The organism is Faecalibacterium sp. An122 (genome assembly GCF_002160895.1).
Taxonomy (GTDB): Bacteria; Bacillota; Clostridia; order Oscillospirales; family Ruminococcaceae; genus Faecalibacterium.
Window position 1 is genome coordinate 26,824 of the sequence record NZ_NFLL01000002.1, and the last position, 16,592, is coordinate 43,415.

The 16,592-nt window shown below is 62.7% G+C and carries 16 protein-coding genes and 2 tRNA genes; 3 read left to right on the forward strand and 15 right to left on the reverse strand.

Annotation, left to right across the window (positions count from 1 at the left end):
- Nucleotides 1–20 precede the first annotated feature (20 nt).
- Nucleotides 21–1,979 carry a BMP family ABC transporter substrate-binding protein gene (locus B5E67_RS02110; protein ID WP_087382394.1) on the reverse strand — a complete coding sequence of 653 codons (1,959 nt, stop codon included), beginning with the start codon at nt 1,977–1,979 and terminating at the stop codon, nt 21–23.
- 314 nt (nt 1,980–2,293) lie between these two features.
- On the opposite strand from B5E67_RS02110, the gene B5E67_RS02115 reads away from it, so the two are divergent.
- The 3 genes from B5E67_RS02115 (at nt 2,294) to B5E67_RS02125 (ending at nt 3,872) form a co-directional block, all read left to right on the forward strand.
- Nucleotides 2,294–2,677 (forward strand): hypothetical protein, encoded by a 384-nt coding sequence (locus B5E67_RS02115; protein WP_143405369.1) that lies wholly within the window; start codon nt 2,294–2,296, stop codon nt 2,675–2,677.
- Nucleotides 2,678–2,788: 111 nt separating this feature from the next.
- Entirely contained in the window at nt 2,789–3,352 is a 564-nt protein-coding gene (locus B5E67_RS02120; protein WP_087382399.1) for a DUF1643 domain-containing protein, read from the forward strand.
- A 10-nt stretch (nt 3,353–3,362) separates the two neighbouring features.
- Nucleotides 3,363–3,872, forward strand: a complete 510-nt coding sequence (locus B5E67_RS02125; protein WP_087382402.1) for a phosphatase PAP2 family protein — start codon at nt 3,363–3,365, stop codon at nt 3,870–3,872.
- A 64-nt stretch (nt 3,873–3,936) separates the two neighbouring features.
- Here B5E67_RS02125 and B5E67_RS02130 read toward each other — a convergent pair whose 3' ends face one another.
- The 14 genes from B5E67_RS02130 to B5E67_RS02190 form a co-directional block, all read right to left on the reverse strand.
- The gene (locus B5E67_RS02130) at nt 3,937–4,326 is read right to left on the reverse strand and encodes a MarR family transcriptional regulator (RefSeq protein ID WP_087245223.1); all 390 of its coding nucleotides are present in this window, start codon (nt 4,324–4,326) and stop codon (nt 3,937–3,939) included.
- A 27-nt stretch (nt 4,327–4,353) separates the two neighbouring features.
- A complete protein-coding gene (locus B5E67_RS15380; protein WP_143405370.1) occupies nt 4,354–4,527 on the reverse strand; it encodes a FeoB-associated Cys-rich membrane protein in 174 nt (57 codons plus the stop codon).
- A 43-nt stretch (nt 4,528–4,570) separates the two neighbouring features.
- Nucleotides 4,571–6,754 carry a ferrous iron transport protein B gene (feoB, locus tag B5E67_RS02135; protein WP_087382404.1) on the reverse strand — a complete coding sequence of 728 codons (2,184 nt, stop codon included), beginning with the start codon at nt 6,752–6,754 and terminating at the stop codon, nt 4,571–4,573.
- A 27-nt stretch (nt 6,755–6,781) separates the two neighbouring features.
- A complete protein-coding gene (locus tag B5E67_RS02140; protein WP_087245227.1) occupies nt 6,782–7,003 on the reverse strand; it encodes a ferrous iron transport protein A in 222 nt (73 codons plus the stop codon).
- Between the two features lie 64 nt (nt 7,004–7,067).
- A complete protein-coding gene (locus tag B5E67_RS02145; RefSeq protein ID WP_087245229.1) occupies nt 7,068–7,280 on the reverse strand; it encodes a FeoA family protein in 213 nt (70 codons plus the stop codon).
- A gap of 166 nt (nt 7,281–7,446) precedes the next feature.
- Nucleotides 7,447–8,034: a DUF3793 family protein gene (locus B5E67_RS02150; protein ID WP_087245231.1), complete on the reverse strand. Its 588-nt coding sequence runs from the start codon at nt 8,032–8,034 to the stop codon at nt 7,447–7,449.
- 223 nt (nt 8,035–8,257) lie between these two features.
- Nucleotides 8,258–8,334: transfer RNA gene (locus tag B5E67_RS02155), tRNA-His, on the reverse strand.
- An 8-nt stretch (nt 8,335–8,342) separates the two neighbouring features.
- Nucleotides 8,343–8,416: transfer RNA gene (locus B5E67_RS02160), tRNA-Arg, on the reverse strand.
- Between the two features lie 251 nt (nt 8,417–8,667).
- A complete protein-coding gene (locus B5E67_RS02165; RefSeq protein WP_087382407.1) occupies nt 8,668–9,882 on the reverse strand; it encodes a GDSL-type esterase/lipase family protein in 1,215 nt (404 codons plus the stop codon).
- 643 nt (nt 9,883–10,525) lie between these two features.
- Nucleotides 10,526–12,256, reverse strand: a complete 1,731-nt coding sequence (locus B5E67_RS02170) for a class I adenylate-forming enzyme family protein (protein WP_087382410.1) — start codon at nt 12,254–12,256, stop codon at nt 10,526–10,528.
- A 261-nt stretch (nt 12,257–12,517) separates the two neighbouring features.
- On the reverse strand, nt 12,518–13,453 hold the full coding sequence (locus tag B5E67_RS02175) for an ATP-binding cassette domain-containing protein (RefSeq protein ID WP_087382413.1): 936 nt from the start codon (nt 13,451–13,453) through the stop codon (nt 12,518–12,520).
- The gene (locus B5E67_RS02180; protein ID WP_087245238.1) at nt 13,454–14,506 is read right to left on the reverse strand and encodes an ABC transporter ATP-binding protein; all 1,053 of its coding nucleotides are present in this window, start codon (nt 14,504–14,506) and stop codon (nt 13,454–13,456) included. It lies immediately after the preceding gene.
- A gap of 15 nt (nt 14,507–14,521) precedes the next feature.
- Nucleotides 14,522–15,556, reverse strand: a complete 1,035-nt coding sequence (locus B5E67_RS02185) for an ABC transporter permease (protein ID WP_087382416.1) — start codon at nt 15,554–15,556, stop codon at nt 14,522–14,524.
- Nucleotides 15,556–16,497: an ABC transporter permease gene (locus B5E67_RS02190; protein WP_087245242.1), complete on the reverse strand. Its 942-nt coding sequence runs from the start codon at nt 16,495–16,497 to the stop codon at nt 15,556–15,558. Before B5E67_RS02190 ends, B5E67_RS02185 begins: the two co-directional genes overlap by 1 nt.
- Nucleotides 16,498–16,592 lie beyond the last annotated feature (95 nt).

The window sequence follows — 16,592 nt, forward strand, 5'->3', positions numbered from 1 at the left end:
TCGTACTGCAGACAGGGGGATCAGATCTTGGACGGCGCCGCTGTGCCGTCCGCGTCCTCCTTGATGACGTCCAGGCCGCAGATGTCGGCCAGGGTGCGGGTTTTCACGTCCAGCTGGTCGTAGCTGGGCAGGGCGCCCTCCACGCAGGCGTCCAGCCAGTCCATCAGCATCAGCTCCTTGGGCGTGTAGACGATCTTCTGGGGGGAGTGCATCCGGTGGTCCTGGGCGTACACTTTAGAGGGGAAGATGGTCAGCAGGCCGCTGTGGAGCTGGGTTTCCATCAGGCCCAGCAGCTGCAGGGGGCCGCCGGGCAGCCCGTCGCTGTACTGGATGCCCACGGCGCCGCTCTTCATGCCCCACCAGTAGTTGATGGCCTTGCTGGTGTCCGCCTCGTCCCAGCTGCCGTTGAGAATGGAACGGATGATCTCGATATAGAACACATCCCACCGCCACTGGGGCAGGCCCACCGGACGGAGGACTCCGTCGGGCAGACGCTGGCACAGGCCGTAGTCCCGGTGGGTGTCGGGGGCCTCGCGGCTGTCCCGGGCGTAAAAGAGGGTTACGTCCTCCCGGTCCGAGAAGTCCAGAGGATGGGCCGGGTCGGGCAGGCAGGCCCACCGCAGCAGGACCCTGCCCTCGGGCCGCACCGAGCGCAGGCCCTGGGCGTAGGCGTTGATGGCGGCGGGGATACCGTAGATGGGGTTGTTGGCCACATAGCCCACCGTGTTGGTGGGGGACAGGATGCCGGCCAGCATGCCCAGGATATAGGTGGCCTCGTAGGTCCGGGGATAGTAGGTGCGGACCAGCGGGTGGGGGGTGTTCAGGGAGCAGTTGAGGAATTTGATCTTGGGATGCTGGGCGGCCACCTTCAGGCAGGCGGTGTGCATCCGGACGCTGGTGGTGAACACCACGTCGGCGCCGTTGTGGGCCACCTCCTCCAGAATCTGTTCGGCGTCCACATGGGGGTCCACGTTCTCGTGGGAGGAGAGGATCACCCGGTCGGTGAAGGTGTTGGCCAGGGCGCTGCGGCCCTTCTCATGGGCCCGGACCCAGGCGCTGTTGGTCTCGTTGGCCTCGTGGAGGAAGGTCACATGCAGCTCGCTGGGCCGGGGAATGAAGATGTTCAGCTTGGACAGGCTCAGCCGGCCCTCGGCGGGCTCGGAGGCGGGTTCCAGCACCACTTCCACCGCCTGGTCCTTGGTCAGGACGGTGATCTCGTCCCAGATGCGGGCCAGATTCTCCTTGATCTGGGCGGGGGTGGAGTCGCAGGCGTCCGAATAGCGGTACACCGACAGGTACACCAGCAGAGCGTCGCCCACCGTCAGGGGCAGCCGCGCGCCGCCCAGGGCGCGGAACTGCTGGCGGAACTTGGTGTGCAGGGCGTTGAAGTTCTTGCGGTCCTCGTCGGTCCACTCCTCGCCCGAGGCCTTGCACACCAGCTTCTGAAGCTTGGCGTAGCTACCGGGGCGGGAGAACTGGACGATGTTCACCTTGGACAGCTTGTAGAAGTCCATGAACTCGTAGTAGATGCGGCTCTCCAGGCTGTTGTTGCGGGCGGGGATCAGCCGGGTGACGGTGCCGGGGATGCTGGCGGCGTCGAAGTGCTTGAGCACCGACACCCGCTTGTTGCCCTCCTCGATATAGAACTGGTTGAGGAACTCATAGGCGGTGACCGGGTTGCGGATGCCCTCCTCCAGGTGCGCTTCGCACAGGACCGACCACTTGCTGGCGAACTCGGTGTCCACGTCCAGCAGGGGCATGAAGTTGGGAGCAAAGGCAGTGTGGCGGCCGCTGGTCTTGGTGCCCACGATGCTCTCGCTGGGCATGTTCACCAGGCCCAGGGGCTCGGTGGCCACAATCTTGACGTTCACCAGAATATCGTCCAGAACCGGCAGGTAAGGGCTCTGGCCCCGGGCGACGTGGGCCCGGTAGTCCTTTTGACCTGCCTTGAGGGCGAGTTTGTATTCTTCCAAAGACATAAGATAAAGGCTCCTTTCTCAAAGATCGAAAAGCCGAAAATCACACACAGAACGTCCAAGTTTGGCGCGTCCTGGTTTCAGTATACCACATTTTCCTGTTTTTGTCTTTAGGAGAAGCATGGGCCGTGAAGGAAAAGCCGCACCCATTTTTACAAAAGCGGGAAAATGCATAAAAACCCGGCCCCGGCCTGGGGCAAAAGAACAAAAAAACGTGAAAAATACGTGAAAACCGTCCATTTACTTCCCCGGCGGCGGGCGGTATAATAAACTTGTCATACAAGTTGTTCCCCAAAGACCGAAAGGAGGCCGGGTGTATGGAACTGCCAAGAGGCCCTTTGACGCAGCATTTTCTGAATACGATGGAGTATATTGCAATCCTGTATTTCCTCGATGCAGATGAACTGCATCAGGCACTGGGATCTCTGTACCCCTGGGAGTGGATATGCGTTGCAATGTTCGCCTTCGGCCTGGTGTTTTTTGTGCGCATCCTCACCGACTGGCAGCTGCTCCGCGGCCGCCCCGGGCTGTGGAGGCACTTCTATGGGGACGTGGACGACTCGTTCCTGGAACAGTACCGCCGGATGCTGACCTATGAGCACGGAGAAACCTCGGTGACCACCGGCTTTTCCAGCGGGGCCATGCTGCTGATGCTGGCGGCGATTGTGGTTTCCTTTGTGTGGTTTGCGTTCCTGGCCTGAAAGTGAATCCTGCCCGCGGGTGCGTTTGGCCCTGCGGGCTTTTTTGCATCTTGCGCCGGGCGGGGTTTTCAGGTAGGATAGAAGAAAAAACGAAAGGGAATCCAAAACGCTATGGAGACAAAACAACTTCCCGTCCTGGAGGCGGGGGAATACGCCGGGGGCCTGTGGTACTATGAGCCCCACGTGTACATGCCCTACCGGTTTGTGCTGGGAAAGCCGGGCCGGCGGCCCCTGGTGTGCATCGGCATCAATCCCAGCACCGCCCAGCCCGGGGCGCTGGACCCCACCGTCAAGAGCGTGGAACGGCTGGCGGCGGCCAATGGCTTTGACAGCTGGATCATGTTCAACGTCTACCCCCAGCGGGCCACCGATCCCAACGACATGGACCAGACTCCCGACCGTGCCCTCTGCGATGAGAACCTGCGCTGGCTGGAAGCGGTGCTGAGCCAGACCCAGCCCACCATGTGGGCAGCCTGGGGCACCCTGATCGAAAAGCGGGCCTACCTGCCGGGGCTGATGCGGGAGATGGTGGCCCTCACCCGGGAGAAAAACATCCCCTGGGTCACCATCGGCAAGCGGAGCAAGAAGGGGCATCCTCACCACCCCCTCTATCTGCGCAAGGATGCCGCCCCCGATCCCTTTGACATCGAGGAATACCTCGACACCTGTTTCTGAGGGGGCCGCTGTGAGTCCTGAGCGCTACAGCCGGGTGTACCGGTGGTTTGCCGCCCGGCCCGCCGCCAGGGCGGCTCTGGCGGCCTGTACGAGGCTTTTGCCGCTGGCCCAGGCCGGGATGTATCTGGCCCTGCTGGGGCTGCTGGCGGCCCGCACAGCCGCCGGTGAGGATTGTATGCAGCTGCTGGCCCGGGCAGTCCTGGTGCCGGGGGTGGTGTTTGTGGGGGGCAGCGCCCTGCGGGCCGCCCTCAACCGGCCTCGGCCCTACCAGCAGCCCGGCTTCACCCCTCTGCTGCCCAAGGAGACCGGGGGCAAGTCCTTTCCCTCCCGCCACGCCCTCAGCGGCGCGGTGATCGCCATGGCCTGGCTGCCGGTGAACTCTGCCGTGGCCGGGGTGCTGACGGTGTCGGCCCTGGCCATCTGCGTCACCCGGGTGCTGGCCGGGGTCCACTGGGTGAGGGATGTGGCCGCCGGCGCGGTTCTGGGCTTCGGCCTGGGGGCCCTGGGCATGCTGCTGTAACGGTACAAAACAAAAAGACCCTGTCCGTGAACCGTTTGGTCCGGGCAGGGTCTTTTTGATGGGATCAGACGCTGGCGTCGTCCAGGAGGTTTTGGTAGGCGCCGGAGTAGAGACGTTCCGGCAGGGCGGCGGCCAGGGCCAGGGCTGCCTGGCGTTTTTCCTGGTCGGTCAGGGGGGCGGCGTCCAGCGCCAAAGGAGGAAAGTTTTCCAGCACGCTGTCCAGCTGCTGCTGGACCCGGCGTGCCACAAAGGAGCCCCGGTCGGTCAGATAGATTTTGCCGTAATGGGCTTTGACGATCATCCCGCGCTCCATCAGCTGGCCCAGGGCCCGGGCCACCGAGGGCCGGGTCACCCCCAGCCGCTCGGCGATGGTGCGGGAGGAGATGTCCCGCTGGGTCCGGGCGGCCTCATAGATGGCCAGCAGATAGCGCAGATGGGCGGGGGAAAGTTCCATGGGGGAACCAGCTCCTTTCGGGGAGGGTCAGTGGCCGCAGCCGTGGCAGCTGCCGCTGCAATGGCCGCCGCAGCTGCTGCAGCCCGAACACTTGCCCGAGCGCATGCTGCGGATGGTGGCCCGGAGCGACAGCCCCGTCAGGCCAAAGACCACAGCGGCCACCAGAATGGTGGAGAGGTTGGCGGTGATAAATTCCAGCATAACGGCAGGACCTCCTTGTGGGAAAGCAATGGGAACGAGGGGCTCAGGCCTGCAGCGCAGTCTTTTTGCGCAGGCGGACGCCGTCGCCGTCCTCGTAGGGATTCTTGCGGAACACCAGGTACAGCAGCCCGGCCAGCAGGACCAGGGCCACCACGGTGAAGGGGTTAAAGGAAACTTCGCCGGTCACCAGACCGCCCAGCTGATAGACGATCAGGGAGGTGACGTAGGCAAAGGCGCACATGTAGCCGATGGCAAAGGCCGTCCAGCGGGGGTTGTTCATTTCCCGCTTGATGGCGCCCATGGCGGCAAAGCAGGGGGCGCAGAGCAGGTTGAAGACCATGAAGCTGTAGGCGGCCAGGGCGGTGAAATTGGCCGCAATGAGGCTCCAGATCTCGTCGCCGTTCTCCGCGACCTCAGCCACGCCGAAGGTGACGGCCAGGGTGGAAACGACGTTCTCCTTGGCGATCAGGCCGCCCACGCAGGCGGTCGTAGCACGCCAGTTGCCAAAGCCCAGCGGCGCAAAGACGGGGGCGACGACGCCCGCGATGGCGGCCAGCAGGGAGGCGTTGGCGTCCTCCACCGCGCCGAAGGCGCCGTTCACAAAGCCGTAGCCCTGCAGGAACCAGAGCACCACGGTGGAAGCCAGGATGACGGTGCCGGCCCGCCGGACGTAGGAGGCGCCGCGCTCCCAGGTGGAGCGCAGGACGTTGCCCCAGGCGGGCACATGGTAGGCGGGCAGCTCCATCACGAAGGGGGCGGGGTCGCCGGCAAAGGCACGGGTTTTCTTGAGCATCACGCCGCTGATGACCACGGCAGCCACGCCGATGAAGTAGGCGCTGGTGGCCACCAGGCTGCTGCCGCCGAAGATGGCGCCGGCCAGCAGGCCGATGATGGGCATTTTGGCGCTGCAGGGGATGAAGCAGGTGGTCATGATGGTGAGTTTGCGATCACGGTCCTGCTCAATGGTGCGGGAGGCCATGACGCCGGGGATGCCGCAGCCCGAGGCCACCAGCAGGGGGATAAAGCTCTTGCCCGACAGGCCGAACCGGCGGAAGATCCGGTCCATGACGAAGGCGATGCGGGCCATGTAGCCCACGTCCTCCAGGATGGCCAGCAGGAAGCTCAGCACCAGAATCTGGGGCACAAAGCCCAGGGCTGCGCCCACGCCGGCCACAATGCCGTCGTTGATGAGGCCCACCAGCCAGTCGGCGCAGCCGATGGACACCAGGAAGCCCTCCACCGCAGGGGGTACGATCTCGCCGAACAGCACATCATTGACCCAGTCGGTGCCCATGGTGCCGAAGGAGAAGGCGGTGCTGCCCATGGCGATGGTGTAGATGGCCAGCATCACCACCGCAAAGATGGGCAGAGCCAGGATGCGGTTGGTGACGATGCGGTCGATCCGGTCGGAGGCGGTCAGGTTGTCCTTGCGCGCCTTGCGGGTGTAGGCTTTCTGCATGACGCCGTGGAGGAAGGCGTAGCGCTGACCCGTGATGATGCTCTCGGCATCGTCGTCCAGCTCCTTTTCGCAGGCGGCGACGGCCTGTTCGATGCCTGCGGCGGCAGCCTCGTCCAGCTTGAGCTCGGCGGTGACCTTCTCGTCCCGCTCAAAGAGCTTGACGGCATACCACCGGAGGAACCGCTCCTCCACCTTGCCCTTCAGCAGGGCTTCGATGGCCTGGAGAGCTTGTTCCACCTCGCCGGTGAAGACCGCCGGCAGGCGAACGCTCGCACGGCTCTGGGCGGCCCGGAGCGCCGCCTGGGCGGCAGCCTTGCAGCCCTCGCCTTTGAGGGCGCTGATCTCCACCGCCGGACAGCCCAGGGCCTGGCCCAGCTTGTCCAGATGGATCTGGTCCCCGTTTTTGCGGACCAGGTCAATCATGTTCACCGCCACCACCACCGGGATGCCCAGCTCGATCAGCTGGGTGGTGAGGTAGAGGTTGCGCTCGATGTTGGTGCCGTCCACAATGTTCAGGATGGCGTCCGGCTTTTCGCTCACCAGATAACCCCGGGCCACCACTTCCTCCAGCGTGTAGGGGGAGAGGGAATAGATACCCGGCAGGTCCTGAATCACCACGTCCTTGTGGTCCTTCAGGCGGCCGTCTTTCTTTTCCACCGTGACGCCCGGCCAGTTGCCCACATACTGGTTGGAGCCGGTCAGGGCGTTGAACAGGGTGGTTTTGCCGCTGTTGGGGTTGCCCGCCAGGGCAATCTTGATCTGTGCCATCTGCTGTCTCTCCTTTCTCCGCTGTCCTCAGTTGATTTCCACCATCTCGGCGTCGGCCTTGCGGACGCTCAGCTCATAGCCGCGGACGTTCAGCTCCATGGGGTCCCCCAGAGGGGCCACCTTTCGGATATAGATCTGGACCCCCTTGGTGATGCCCATATCCATGATCCGCCGCTTGACCGGGCCGGTTCCGTTCAGCCGGGCCACCGTTACTGTCTGGCCCACCTTGGCGTCTTTCAGGGTTTTCATAGCGTTTTCCTCCCACATTGTTGCTGTATCCAAACCGCCGCCCCGGCAGGGCGGCCGCTTTGCCTTAGTACAGAATCCGGTTGGCCATCTGGCTGTCCAGCGCGATCCGGCCGTTTTTCACCTGCAGAATCAGGCTGCCGGCGATCTCGTTCACCACCGTCACGTCGCTGTCCACCACAAAACCCAGCTCCGCCAGGTGCTGGCGCACCTGGTCCCGTCCGGTGATCCGCCGGATGGTCACCGTCTCGCCCGGCCGGGCTGTTGTCAGGGGCATCATAGGCAATTCCTCCTGTTGGTTCTCTTTGTCAAACTTCGTTCTGGCAGTAAGTTTATACTTACTAACTTCAAAAGTCAATCGCTTTTGCGAAAAATCAGTAAGTTTGTGAAAACAAACAACTTGTTTCCCTCCAGGGACCGGATTTTTTGGGCAGGTTTGGCACAACTTACGCCGCCACCGCCAGCCGGAGAATGGGGGTGCCGCTGTGGAACAGCCGGAGGTAGACGTCGGTGCACTTTTTCAGCTGGCAGAAATAGCGCCGGGCGTCGTCGGGGTCGCTGTAGGACTTCCAGAAGCCGCAGAAGGTGAAATTCTGCCCCCGGTTCCGGATGAACCCGATGACGTCGGCCAGCGGGTAGCCCAGGAACACCCCGATTTCGTGGGGGAACTCGCCCCCGCATTCCAGACGCCGGGCCAGCTGGTCCAGCAGCACCTGACAGCCCGCGGGGCTGTCGGGCCGGGCGGGGAGGGTGTAGCCCTCCTGTTCCAGAAAGCGGCCGGTTTCCTCCCCGGCCAGAATGGGGCCCAGACGGGCGGGCCGGTAGAGGTAGAGGAGATACCACTCCCCGTGGGGACATTCCTTCATCACCCGCAGATGCAGCCCGCGGCCGTTGAGCTGGGCGTTCCAGTCCTCCACCGTCCGGTACAGCCCCGCCTTGTCCCGGGTCACATACCGGAACAGATTGGCCGGTTTGATCCCCGCCAGCACGGGGGAGCACTGCTCGATCATGACGGTCTCGAAATTTCTCTCCATGGGTTGTACCTCTTGGTCTGGGGCCGGGGCCCGGTGAAATGTGGTAAGTTTATACTAACCTCCTGGCCCAAAAAGAAGGCGCCGCGCGCCGGAGGGCCTCTCCCGTCGGGGAGAAGGTTAGCTATATCTAACGGCCTTATCTTACCACAGGGGCGGCGGAGCTGTCAAGAGGGAACAAGAGGGAAAAAAAAAAACGACATCCGCAAAAGCGGATGTCGTTTGGTGGGGTGCCCAGAGGGACTCGAACCCTCGATCTCCAGATCCACAATCTGGCGCGTTAACCGACTACGCTATGGGCACCACAGCAATGCGCCCGAAGGGACTCGAACCCCCGGCCCACTGCTTAGAAGGCAGTTGCTCTATCCAGCTGAGCTACGGGCGCATGTCCTTATCCCATGGGGTTTTATATCAGGGACAGCCGTTCGGCACAGGCTGCGAGAAGTATAATAGCACAACCGGGTGGATCTGTCAAGCAAAAATGGGAAAATTTTTTCGGATTTTTGTGCGGGTACCGCTGCACACTTGAAAATAAACGCAATAACGTGCGTTTGAAACAGCGCCCGGGCAATAAAAAATCCCCGGAGAAACTCCGGGGACGCGGAAAAATCTGAAAAAAGTGTCCGAAAAAATTTTTTACTGCTCGATGGCGTCCACAATCTGGCGGGCGATGTACTTGTGGCCTGCGATGGTGGGATGGCCGTCGTTGGCGACCTTGGTGCGGGGGATGGGCACATAGGTGCAGCCGGTATCCTCGGCCAGATCACGGACAAAGCGGTTGTACTTGTTGAAGAAGTTGCTCCAGGTCCACATGAGGGGGACGGGGTTGTAGCAACCCAGCAGCAGGATCTGTGCGTCCGGGTTTTGGGCGCGGATGGCCTCGATGATCTGGGGCAGATAGGTTTCCACGCTGGTGTAGGCGTCGCGGCAGACGTTGGAGGCGCCGGTGGTCAGGGCGTAGAACAGGTCGGAGGTCTCCTTGAAGGTCAGACGGATGCTGAACAGCTGCTGCACCATCTGGACGAAGCTGGAGAAGGACATATCCCGGTAGCCGCCCGATACGATGGTGTTGGCCAGCTGCTCCGACTTCCAGTTGGTGGCCTCGCCGATGGAGACGATGAAGGGAACCATGGCGTCGTTCATGCCGATCTCAATGCTGATGACGTCGGCTTCCCGGATGTAGTCCTGGAACTCAGGATAGGAGTAGTAGGTGCCGGCGGGCTGGTTGAACTCGGACATCTGGCCGTCCCGGACCATTTCCAGCAGGTCCTTGGTCATCAGAGCGGGCAGGCCCAGGTTGATGGCGTGATCCCGGTCCAGACCCAGAGCCTCGGCCACGTAGGAGACGTAGCACTCGTTGGAATAGCCCTTGAAGTTGGGGCGGATGTCATAGAACACGTTGGAATCGTCGTACATGAAGCCGGTCAGGCCCACGCCGGCGGCGATGCTGTCGCCAAAGGCGATGTAGGTGAGGCTGTGGTCCTCCTCGGGGCCTTCGGCGGCGTCCTCGGCGGGGGTCTCAGGCACCAGGACCGGGGCGTCGGGGGCTTCCGGTGCGGCGGGCTGGGCCGAATCCTCGGCGGCCGCATCGGGAGCGGGAGGCGCGGCGGGCGTTTCAGGGGCCGGAGCTTCCGCCGCGGGGGCGGGGGCTTCCGGTGCGGCAGGGGCCGCGGGACCGTCGGTCTCGGGCGTCTCGGAGATCAGGATGGCGGTGGGGCCATCGGCGCTGCCGATGATGCCAACGGATGCGGGGCCGGAAGGGGCGGCGGGTTCCTCAGCAAATGCGCTCATGGGCAGACAGGATGCCGCCAGAGCAGCCGCCAGCAGGAAGCTGAGAATGCGTTTTTTCATAGCAGACTCCTTTTCGTCCCGAATTCGGCAAAAAGCCGGTAAAATAAGGACGAATTACGTGATTTTGGGGAAATTTTACCTCTTCATCATAAATGCCCGGGCCCCAAATGTCAACCCCGGGCGGGGAAATTTCAAATAAAAAAGCCGCAACCTGTCATACAGGTGCGGCTTGATGGGACGGCGTTTCGGAGAGGCCGTCCGCCGGGGTCAATTGGGAGGCGGCTCCCTGCACAGAGCCGGTTTTGCGGCGCGCTGCATTTTTAAAAGCGCGGCACAAAATACAGCTTTTCGTTTCAACAATGGAACGCAGCAGCTGTGTTGTCCTCTTGCGCTTAGCCACTTTTTTCTGCGGGCATAAATGCCCTTGCAAAAAGTGGAGCGCTGCGCCAGCTTCGCCTGCCGGACGCGCTCGGTATGTTAGCCTCTTGCGGTGCCCTGAATTTTCAGCGCATCAAAGATGATGCTTGAAAATTCAGACCGCTGCGCCAGCTTCGCCTCGCTGTTTCGTCCACTGGACGCGCTCGGCTCAGCTGCCTGTCATACAGGTGCGGCTTGATGGGACGGCGTTTCGGAGAGGCCGTCCGCCGGGTTCAATTGGGAGGCGGCTCCCTGCACAGAGCCGCTGTGTTTCCAGTCGGGGGACTTAGTAGTCCCGGGGGGTGACCTGCTTTTCCAGCTCCAGATAGTCCACCTTGCCCACGGGGGTCAGAGGCAGCTGGTCGATGAACTTATAGGCCACCGGCAGGATGTATTCGGGCAGCTCGTCGGCGCACATGGCCCGCAGCTCCCGGATGATCTGGCGCTTTTTCTTCTGACAGTCCTTGTTCAGGACGATGTAGGCCAGGGGCAGACGGCCCTGGACGTGGTCCTTGTCCACACAGCCAACCACCGAGCAGTTGGCCACGGCGGGATGGGTGCTGAGGACATTCTCGATCATGGAGGGGAAGATCTTGAAGCCGTCGTGACGGATAATCATCCGCTTGATGCGGCTGTCCAGGAAGACATAGCCCTCCTCGTCCATGTAGCCGATGTCGCCGCTGTGGACCCAGACCCGGCCGTCGGCGTGCTTGCGCATGACGAAAGCGGTCTCGTCCGGCTTGTTGTAGTAGCACTGCATCATGGAGGGGCCCGAGATGCAGATCTCGCCCCGCTCGCCGATGGGCAGTTCCTTTTCGGTGCCGGGCTCAAAGATGGAGACCACCGTGCTGGGCAGGGGACGGCCCACCGAACCGGGCTTGTTGTAGATGCCGGCGGCGGCGGTGGCGGCCGAGCACACCTCGGTCATGCCGTAGCCCTTGGCCAGGCCGTAGGGTGCGCCGTGGCCGATCAGGAAGTCGTTGACCGACCGCTCGGCGCCCACCGAGATGGCGTCGCCGCCGCAGGCCAGGTTCAGCACAAAGGACAGGTCCTTGTTCTTCATCCGGGGGTCAGCGGCCAGCACCTGATAGTGGGACGGCACGCCGAACATGTGGGAGGGCTTGTGCTTGAGGATCAGCTTGCCCAGCTCGGCGGGGTCCAGATTGGGGACGATGACCACCGTCAGGCCCAGGGACAGGGGCAGATGGACGCCGCAGGCGTAGCCGTAGGCGATGAAGGGAGGCATGACATTCAGCAGCCGCTGCTGGCGGGAGAACAGAGCCTCAAAGGCCGAGAACTGCTGTGCGATGGCGTTGAACGCGGTGTCGCCCAGCATAACCCCCTTGGGGGAGCCGGTGGTGCCGCCGGTGTGGACCATGACGCAGCTGTGCTTGGGGTCAAAGGGCTCGCTGGCGGTACTGGCGTCCTTGCCGGCTGCCATGAACTGCTTCCAGGGGATGACGTTGGAGGCGTAGCGGTTGCGGTCGGGGTTGGCGGCCATGTAGGCCAGCTTCATGGGTCCCTTGAGGGAGTCGGCGGGGGAAAGGAGCAGAATCTTCTCCACGGTGGTCCGGCGGACGGCCTGATGGCACTTGTCGTAGCAGACGCTCAGGGAGATCAGCATTTTGGACTGGGCTTCCTCAATGTACTCGTGGATGCCGTCGGGGCTGTAGCGGGGGTCCACCAGGTTCAGGGTGGCGCCCACCATGTCGACGGCGTAGAACAGATAGATCAGCTCGGGGGTCATGACGCTGACCGCCGTGATGATGTCGCCCTTGCGGACGCCGGCGGCCCGGAGGGCGGCGGCGGTCTTTTTCACCTGGACGAACAGGGAGGCGTAGGTGATCTGGTTGCCGTAATAGCTGAGGGCGATATCCGACAGGTGCCCTTTGTTCTGGCGGCAGACGTACTCAAATGCGGTGCATTCAGGAACGGGCATATCCCGGAACTTGGGGTCATAGGACCCAAGCCAGGGCTTTGCCTGGGATGCATAGACCAGCTCTTTGGTGACAGGCATAGTATTCCTTTCTTTCATGGACGGATGCGTGGATGGGGGTCAGGCCGGATGTGGCTGTGACGGCGGACCCCGCACATCCCTTATTATAGAAGCACGGAAAGGGGCAAGTCAATACAAACACCGGAGCCCCCGCCGCTGGATGCCAGTATAACAGAAACTTTTGTCTAAAGAGTGAACGCAGCCCATTTTTGAAACAAAAGTACCGGGCCATGCCCCTTTTTGACAAAGGCATGGCCCGGCAGGCGGTTTATGAAATAAAAGTCACGGTTCCTCCAGCCAGGCGCCGGCCTCCTGGGCATTGCACAGCACCCAGTGGCGGGGCCGCAGCTCCCGCCACTCGGGCGGGCAGGCGTCGTAGTGATGGATGGAGGGGTCATAGACCAGCAGCTTTTTGCCCCGTTCCCGGCGGGGGCTGGGCATGGGAATGGCGGACAGCAGGCTGCGGGTGTAGGGATGGATGGGGTGGGTCACCAGTTCCTCGGCGTCGGCCAGCTCCACAATGTCGCCCTTGTGGATGACGGCGATCCGGTCCGAAATGTACCGCATCACCGACAGGTCGTGGGCGATGAACAGATAGGTGATGCCCCGCTGCTGCTGGAGATGCCGCAGCAGGTTGAGCACCTGGGCCCGGATGGACATGTCCAGGGCCGAGATGGGCTCGTCGGCGATGATGAAGTCCGGCTCCACGATCAGGGCCCGGGCGATGCCGATGCGCTGGCGCTGGCCGCCCGAGAACTCGTGGGGGAACCGGGAGGCGAATTCCGGCAGAAGGCCCACTTCCAGCAGGGCCTGGCGGACTTTTTCCTCCCGCTGGGCGGCGGTCAGGTCGGGCCGGACGTTCATCAGGCCCTCGCCCACAATGTAGCTGACCTTGGCCCGCTCGTTCAGAGAGGACTGGGGGTCCTGGAAAATCATCTGGATTTCCTTGATGACCTTCCGGTCCAGCTCTTTGGAGATTTTGCCGTTGATCTGCTGGCCCTTGTAGAGAATCTGGCCACCGGAGGTGGGGATGATCCGCATGATGGCCCGGCCGATGGTGGTTTTGCCCGATCCGCTCTCGCCCACCAGGCCGAAGGTCTCGCCCTTGTAGATGGTGAAGTTGGCCCGGGACACCGCCCGGTATTTCTTGCGGCCGGTGCCGTAGGTCACCTCCAGGTCTTTGACCTCCAGCAGGACTTCCTTGTTGGGTTCCGGCATTCAGATTCCCTCCTCTCGCAGCCGCTGCACCACCGCCGGAGGCTCAATCTTGGGCGCCCGGGGGTCCAGCAGCCAGGTCTTGGCCCGGTGGGTGGGGCTGACGGTGAAGTAGGGCGGCTGCTTGACAAAGTCGATTTTCAGGGCCTGGGGGTTCCGGGGCGCAAAGGCGTCCCCGCGGATTTCGGCGAACAGGTTGGGCGGGGTGCCCTGGATGTTGAACAGGTCCTCTCCCTTGACTCCCATCTGGGGCATGCTGGACAGCAGCGCCCAGGTGTAGGGATGGCGGGGGTCGTAGTAGATTTCGTCGGCGGTGCCGATCTCCACAATGTCCCCGGCGTACATGACCGCCACCCGGTCGGCGATGTTGGCCACCACGCCCAGGTCGTGGGTGATGAGGACGATGGTCAGGTTGTACTTGACCCGCATCTCCTTCAGCAGCTCCAGAATCTGGGCCTGAATGGTGACGTCCAGGGCGGTGGTGGGCTCGTCGCAGATCAGAATCTGGGGGTTGCAGGCCACCGCAATGGCGATCACCACCCGCTGGCGCATGCCGCCCGAAAACTCATGGGGGTACTGCTTGGCCCGGCGCTCCGGGTCGGGGATGCCCACGTCCCGCAGGTATTCGATGGCCTTTTCCCGGGCGGCTTTGCCTTTCAGATGCTGGTGCAGCTCCACCGCCTCGGCGATCTGGTCCCCGATGGTTTTCAGGGGGTTCAGGCTGGTCATGGGGTCCTGCATGATCATGGCGATTTCGTGGCCCCGGACCTTCAGCCAGTCCTTTTCCTTTTTCAGGCCGGACAGACGGATGGTTTTTCCGTCGTCGGCGCCATAGTAGTCGATGGTGCCCTCGGTGATGGAGCCGTTGGCGTCCAGCAGGCCCATGAAGGACTTGGTGAACACCGATTTGCCCGAGCCGCTCTCGCCCACGATGGCCAGGACCTCGCCCTTGTAAATGTCCAGGTCGATGCCCCGGATGGCGTGGAGCACCCGGCCCCGCAGGTTGAAGCAGATGTGGAGATTGCGGGCCGAAAGGATGGGAGTTTGGTTGTCCATAATTTCAGCCCTCCTTTACTGCATGTGGTTCTTGGGATCGGCGGCGTCCGAGAAGGCGTTGCCGATCAGATAGAACGCGATGGTGACAAAGCTCAGGATGATGGTGGGATAGATCAGCTGATAGCGCAGCCCCGCCTGCATCATGACCTGGCGGCCGTCGTTGATGAGGTTGCCCAGAGAGGGGGTCTCCACCGACAGGCCCAGGCCGATGTAGGTGACGAACACCTCGCTGCCGATGGCAGCGGGGACGGTGAGGGCCATCCGCAGCATGATGACCGACACCAGATAGGGCAGCAGGTTCCGCAGCACGATGCGGAAGGTGGGAGTGCCGATGCAGCGGGAAGCCACGTTGTAGTCCCGGTCCCGGATGATGAGGATCTGGTTGCGGATGAAGCGGGCCATGGCGATCCACCCGGTGAGGGACATGCCCAGAATCAGGGTGGGGACGCTGGGGCTGGCCACATAGGAGATCAGGATCAGGATGATGGTGGAGGGGATGTTGTCGCAGATGTTGTACAGCTCGGTGAAGAAGAAGTCCAGCTGCCGGACATAGCCCCACAGCACGCCCACCGTAATGCCCACCACCGCCTCGATCATGGCCACAAAGAAAGCGATGACCAGACTGGTGCGGGTGCCGGCCCAGATGCGGGCCCAAAGATCCTGGCCGATGGCGTTGGAGCCCCAGATGAAGCCGTCCACGCCGGGGGCCACGTTCCGCAGCTGGATGCCGGTGTCAGGGTCCACACGGCAGTAGTTGGGGTCCACCTGACCGGGCAGATGGGGCTGCAGGAAGGCGAAGCCCACCACCGCCACCAGGGCGATCAGCAGCGCCACCGCAAACTTGTTCTTGAAGAAGGAGCGCAGGGTGCTGCCCCAGTAGCTGTAGTTGGAGTAGGCGGTGGCCTCGGCCTGCTTTTCGCTGAACCCGGCGGGGGTGAACAGTTCCTCCTCGGGCAGATGGGCCCAGGCGTCGGGCCCGTCGGCCGCCTGCTGGCGGTTCAGGGCCGCTTCCAGCGGGGCGGACTTGGCGTTTTTGAAAAAGAACAGCATCAGCGACCACCTTCTTTCTTGGCCAGGGAGATCCGCGGGTCGATCAGGACCATCAGCAGGTCGCCCAGAATCAGGCCGATGATGCCCACGCAGGCGTACAGCAGGACGATGCCCTGGACCATGGTATTGTCGTGGCGCTGGACGCAGGTGACCAGCAGGCCGCCCATGCCGGGGATGCTGTACAGGCTCTCAATGTAGATGGAGCCCACCACCGTGTTCAGGAACGCCGAGGGGATATACTGCACCAGGGGGACCATGGCGTTGCGGAAGATGTGTTTCAGGGCGATGCGGTCCTCGCTGACGCCCTTGGCCCGGGCCAGCAGCACATAGTCCTTGTTGCTCTCGTCCACCATGTACCGCCGCAGCCACATGGCATAGAATGCGATGTTGCCCAGGCTCATGGAGAACACCGGCAGCACCCAGTACTGCCAGCGGTCGGCGTTGAACAGCAGGCCGATGTTGAGGGCGGTGGTGCCGTACATCTGGATATAGAGGTAGTAGACGGCGGCGGGGACGGCCTGAATCAGGATGACCACCGCCGTGCCGATCTTGTCGGGCAGCCGGTGCTTGAACCGGCCCATTACCGATCCCAGCGGGATGCCCACCACCAGAGACACCAGCATGGCCAGCACGCCCATCTGGATCGAGATGGGCAGCTTGTCCTTGAGGATGTCCACCACCGGCACATTCACCCGGTAGATGTGGCTGACCCCCAGATCACCCTGGAGGGCGTCCCGCCAGAAGCGGAAGATCTGGACCGGCAGGGGGTCCAGCAGGCCCATGGACTGGAGGCCGGCCTGGATCTGGGTCTCGGTCATTTTTTCGTAGTTGGCAAAATAGCCCTCCACCGGCATCAGCCGGAGCAGGCAGAACACGAGCGTCACGATGATGAACAGGGTCAAAATCGAGTGCCCAATGCGCTTGGCCAGATAGCTCGCCATAGGGTTTGCGCACTTCCTTTCTCAGCGGAGGGCATCAGAGCCCGCCGCGGGACAAAATAAAGGGCCGCGCCCGGATTTGCACGGGTGCGGCCCCT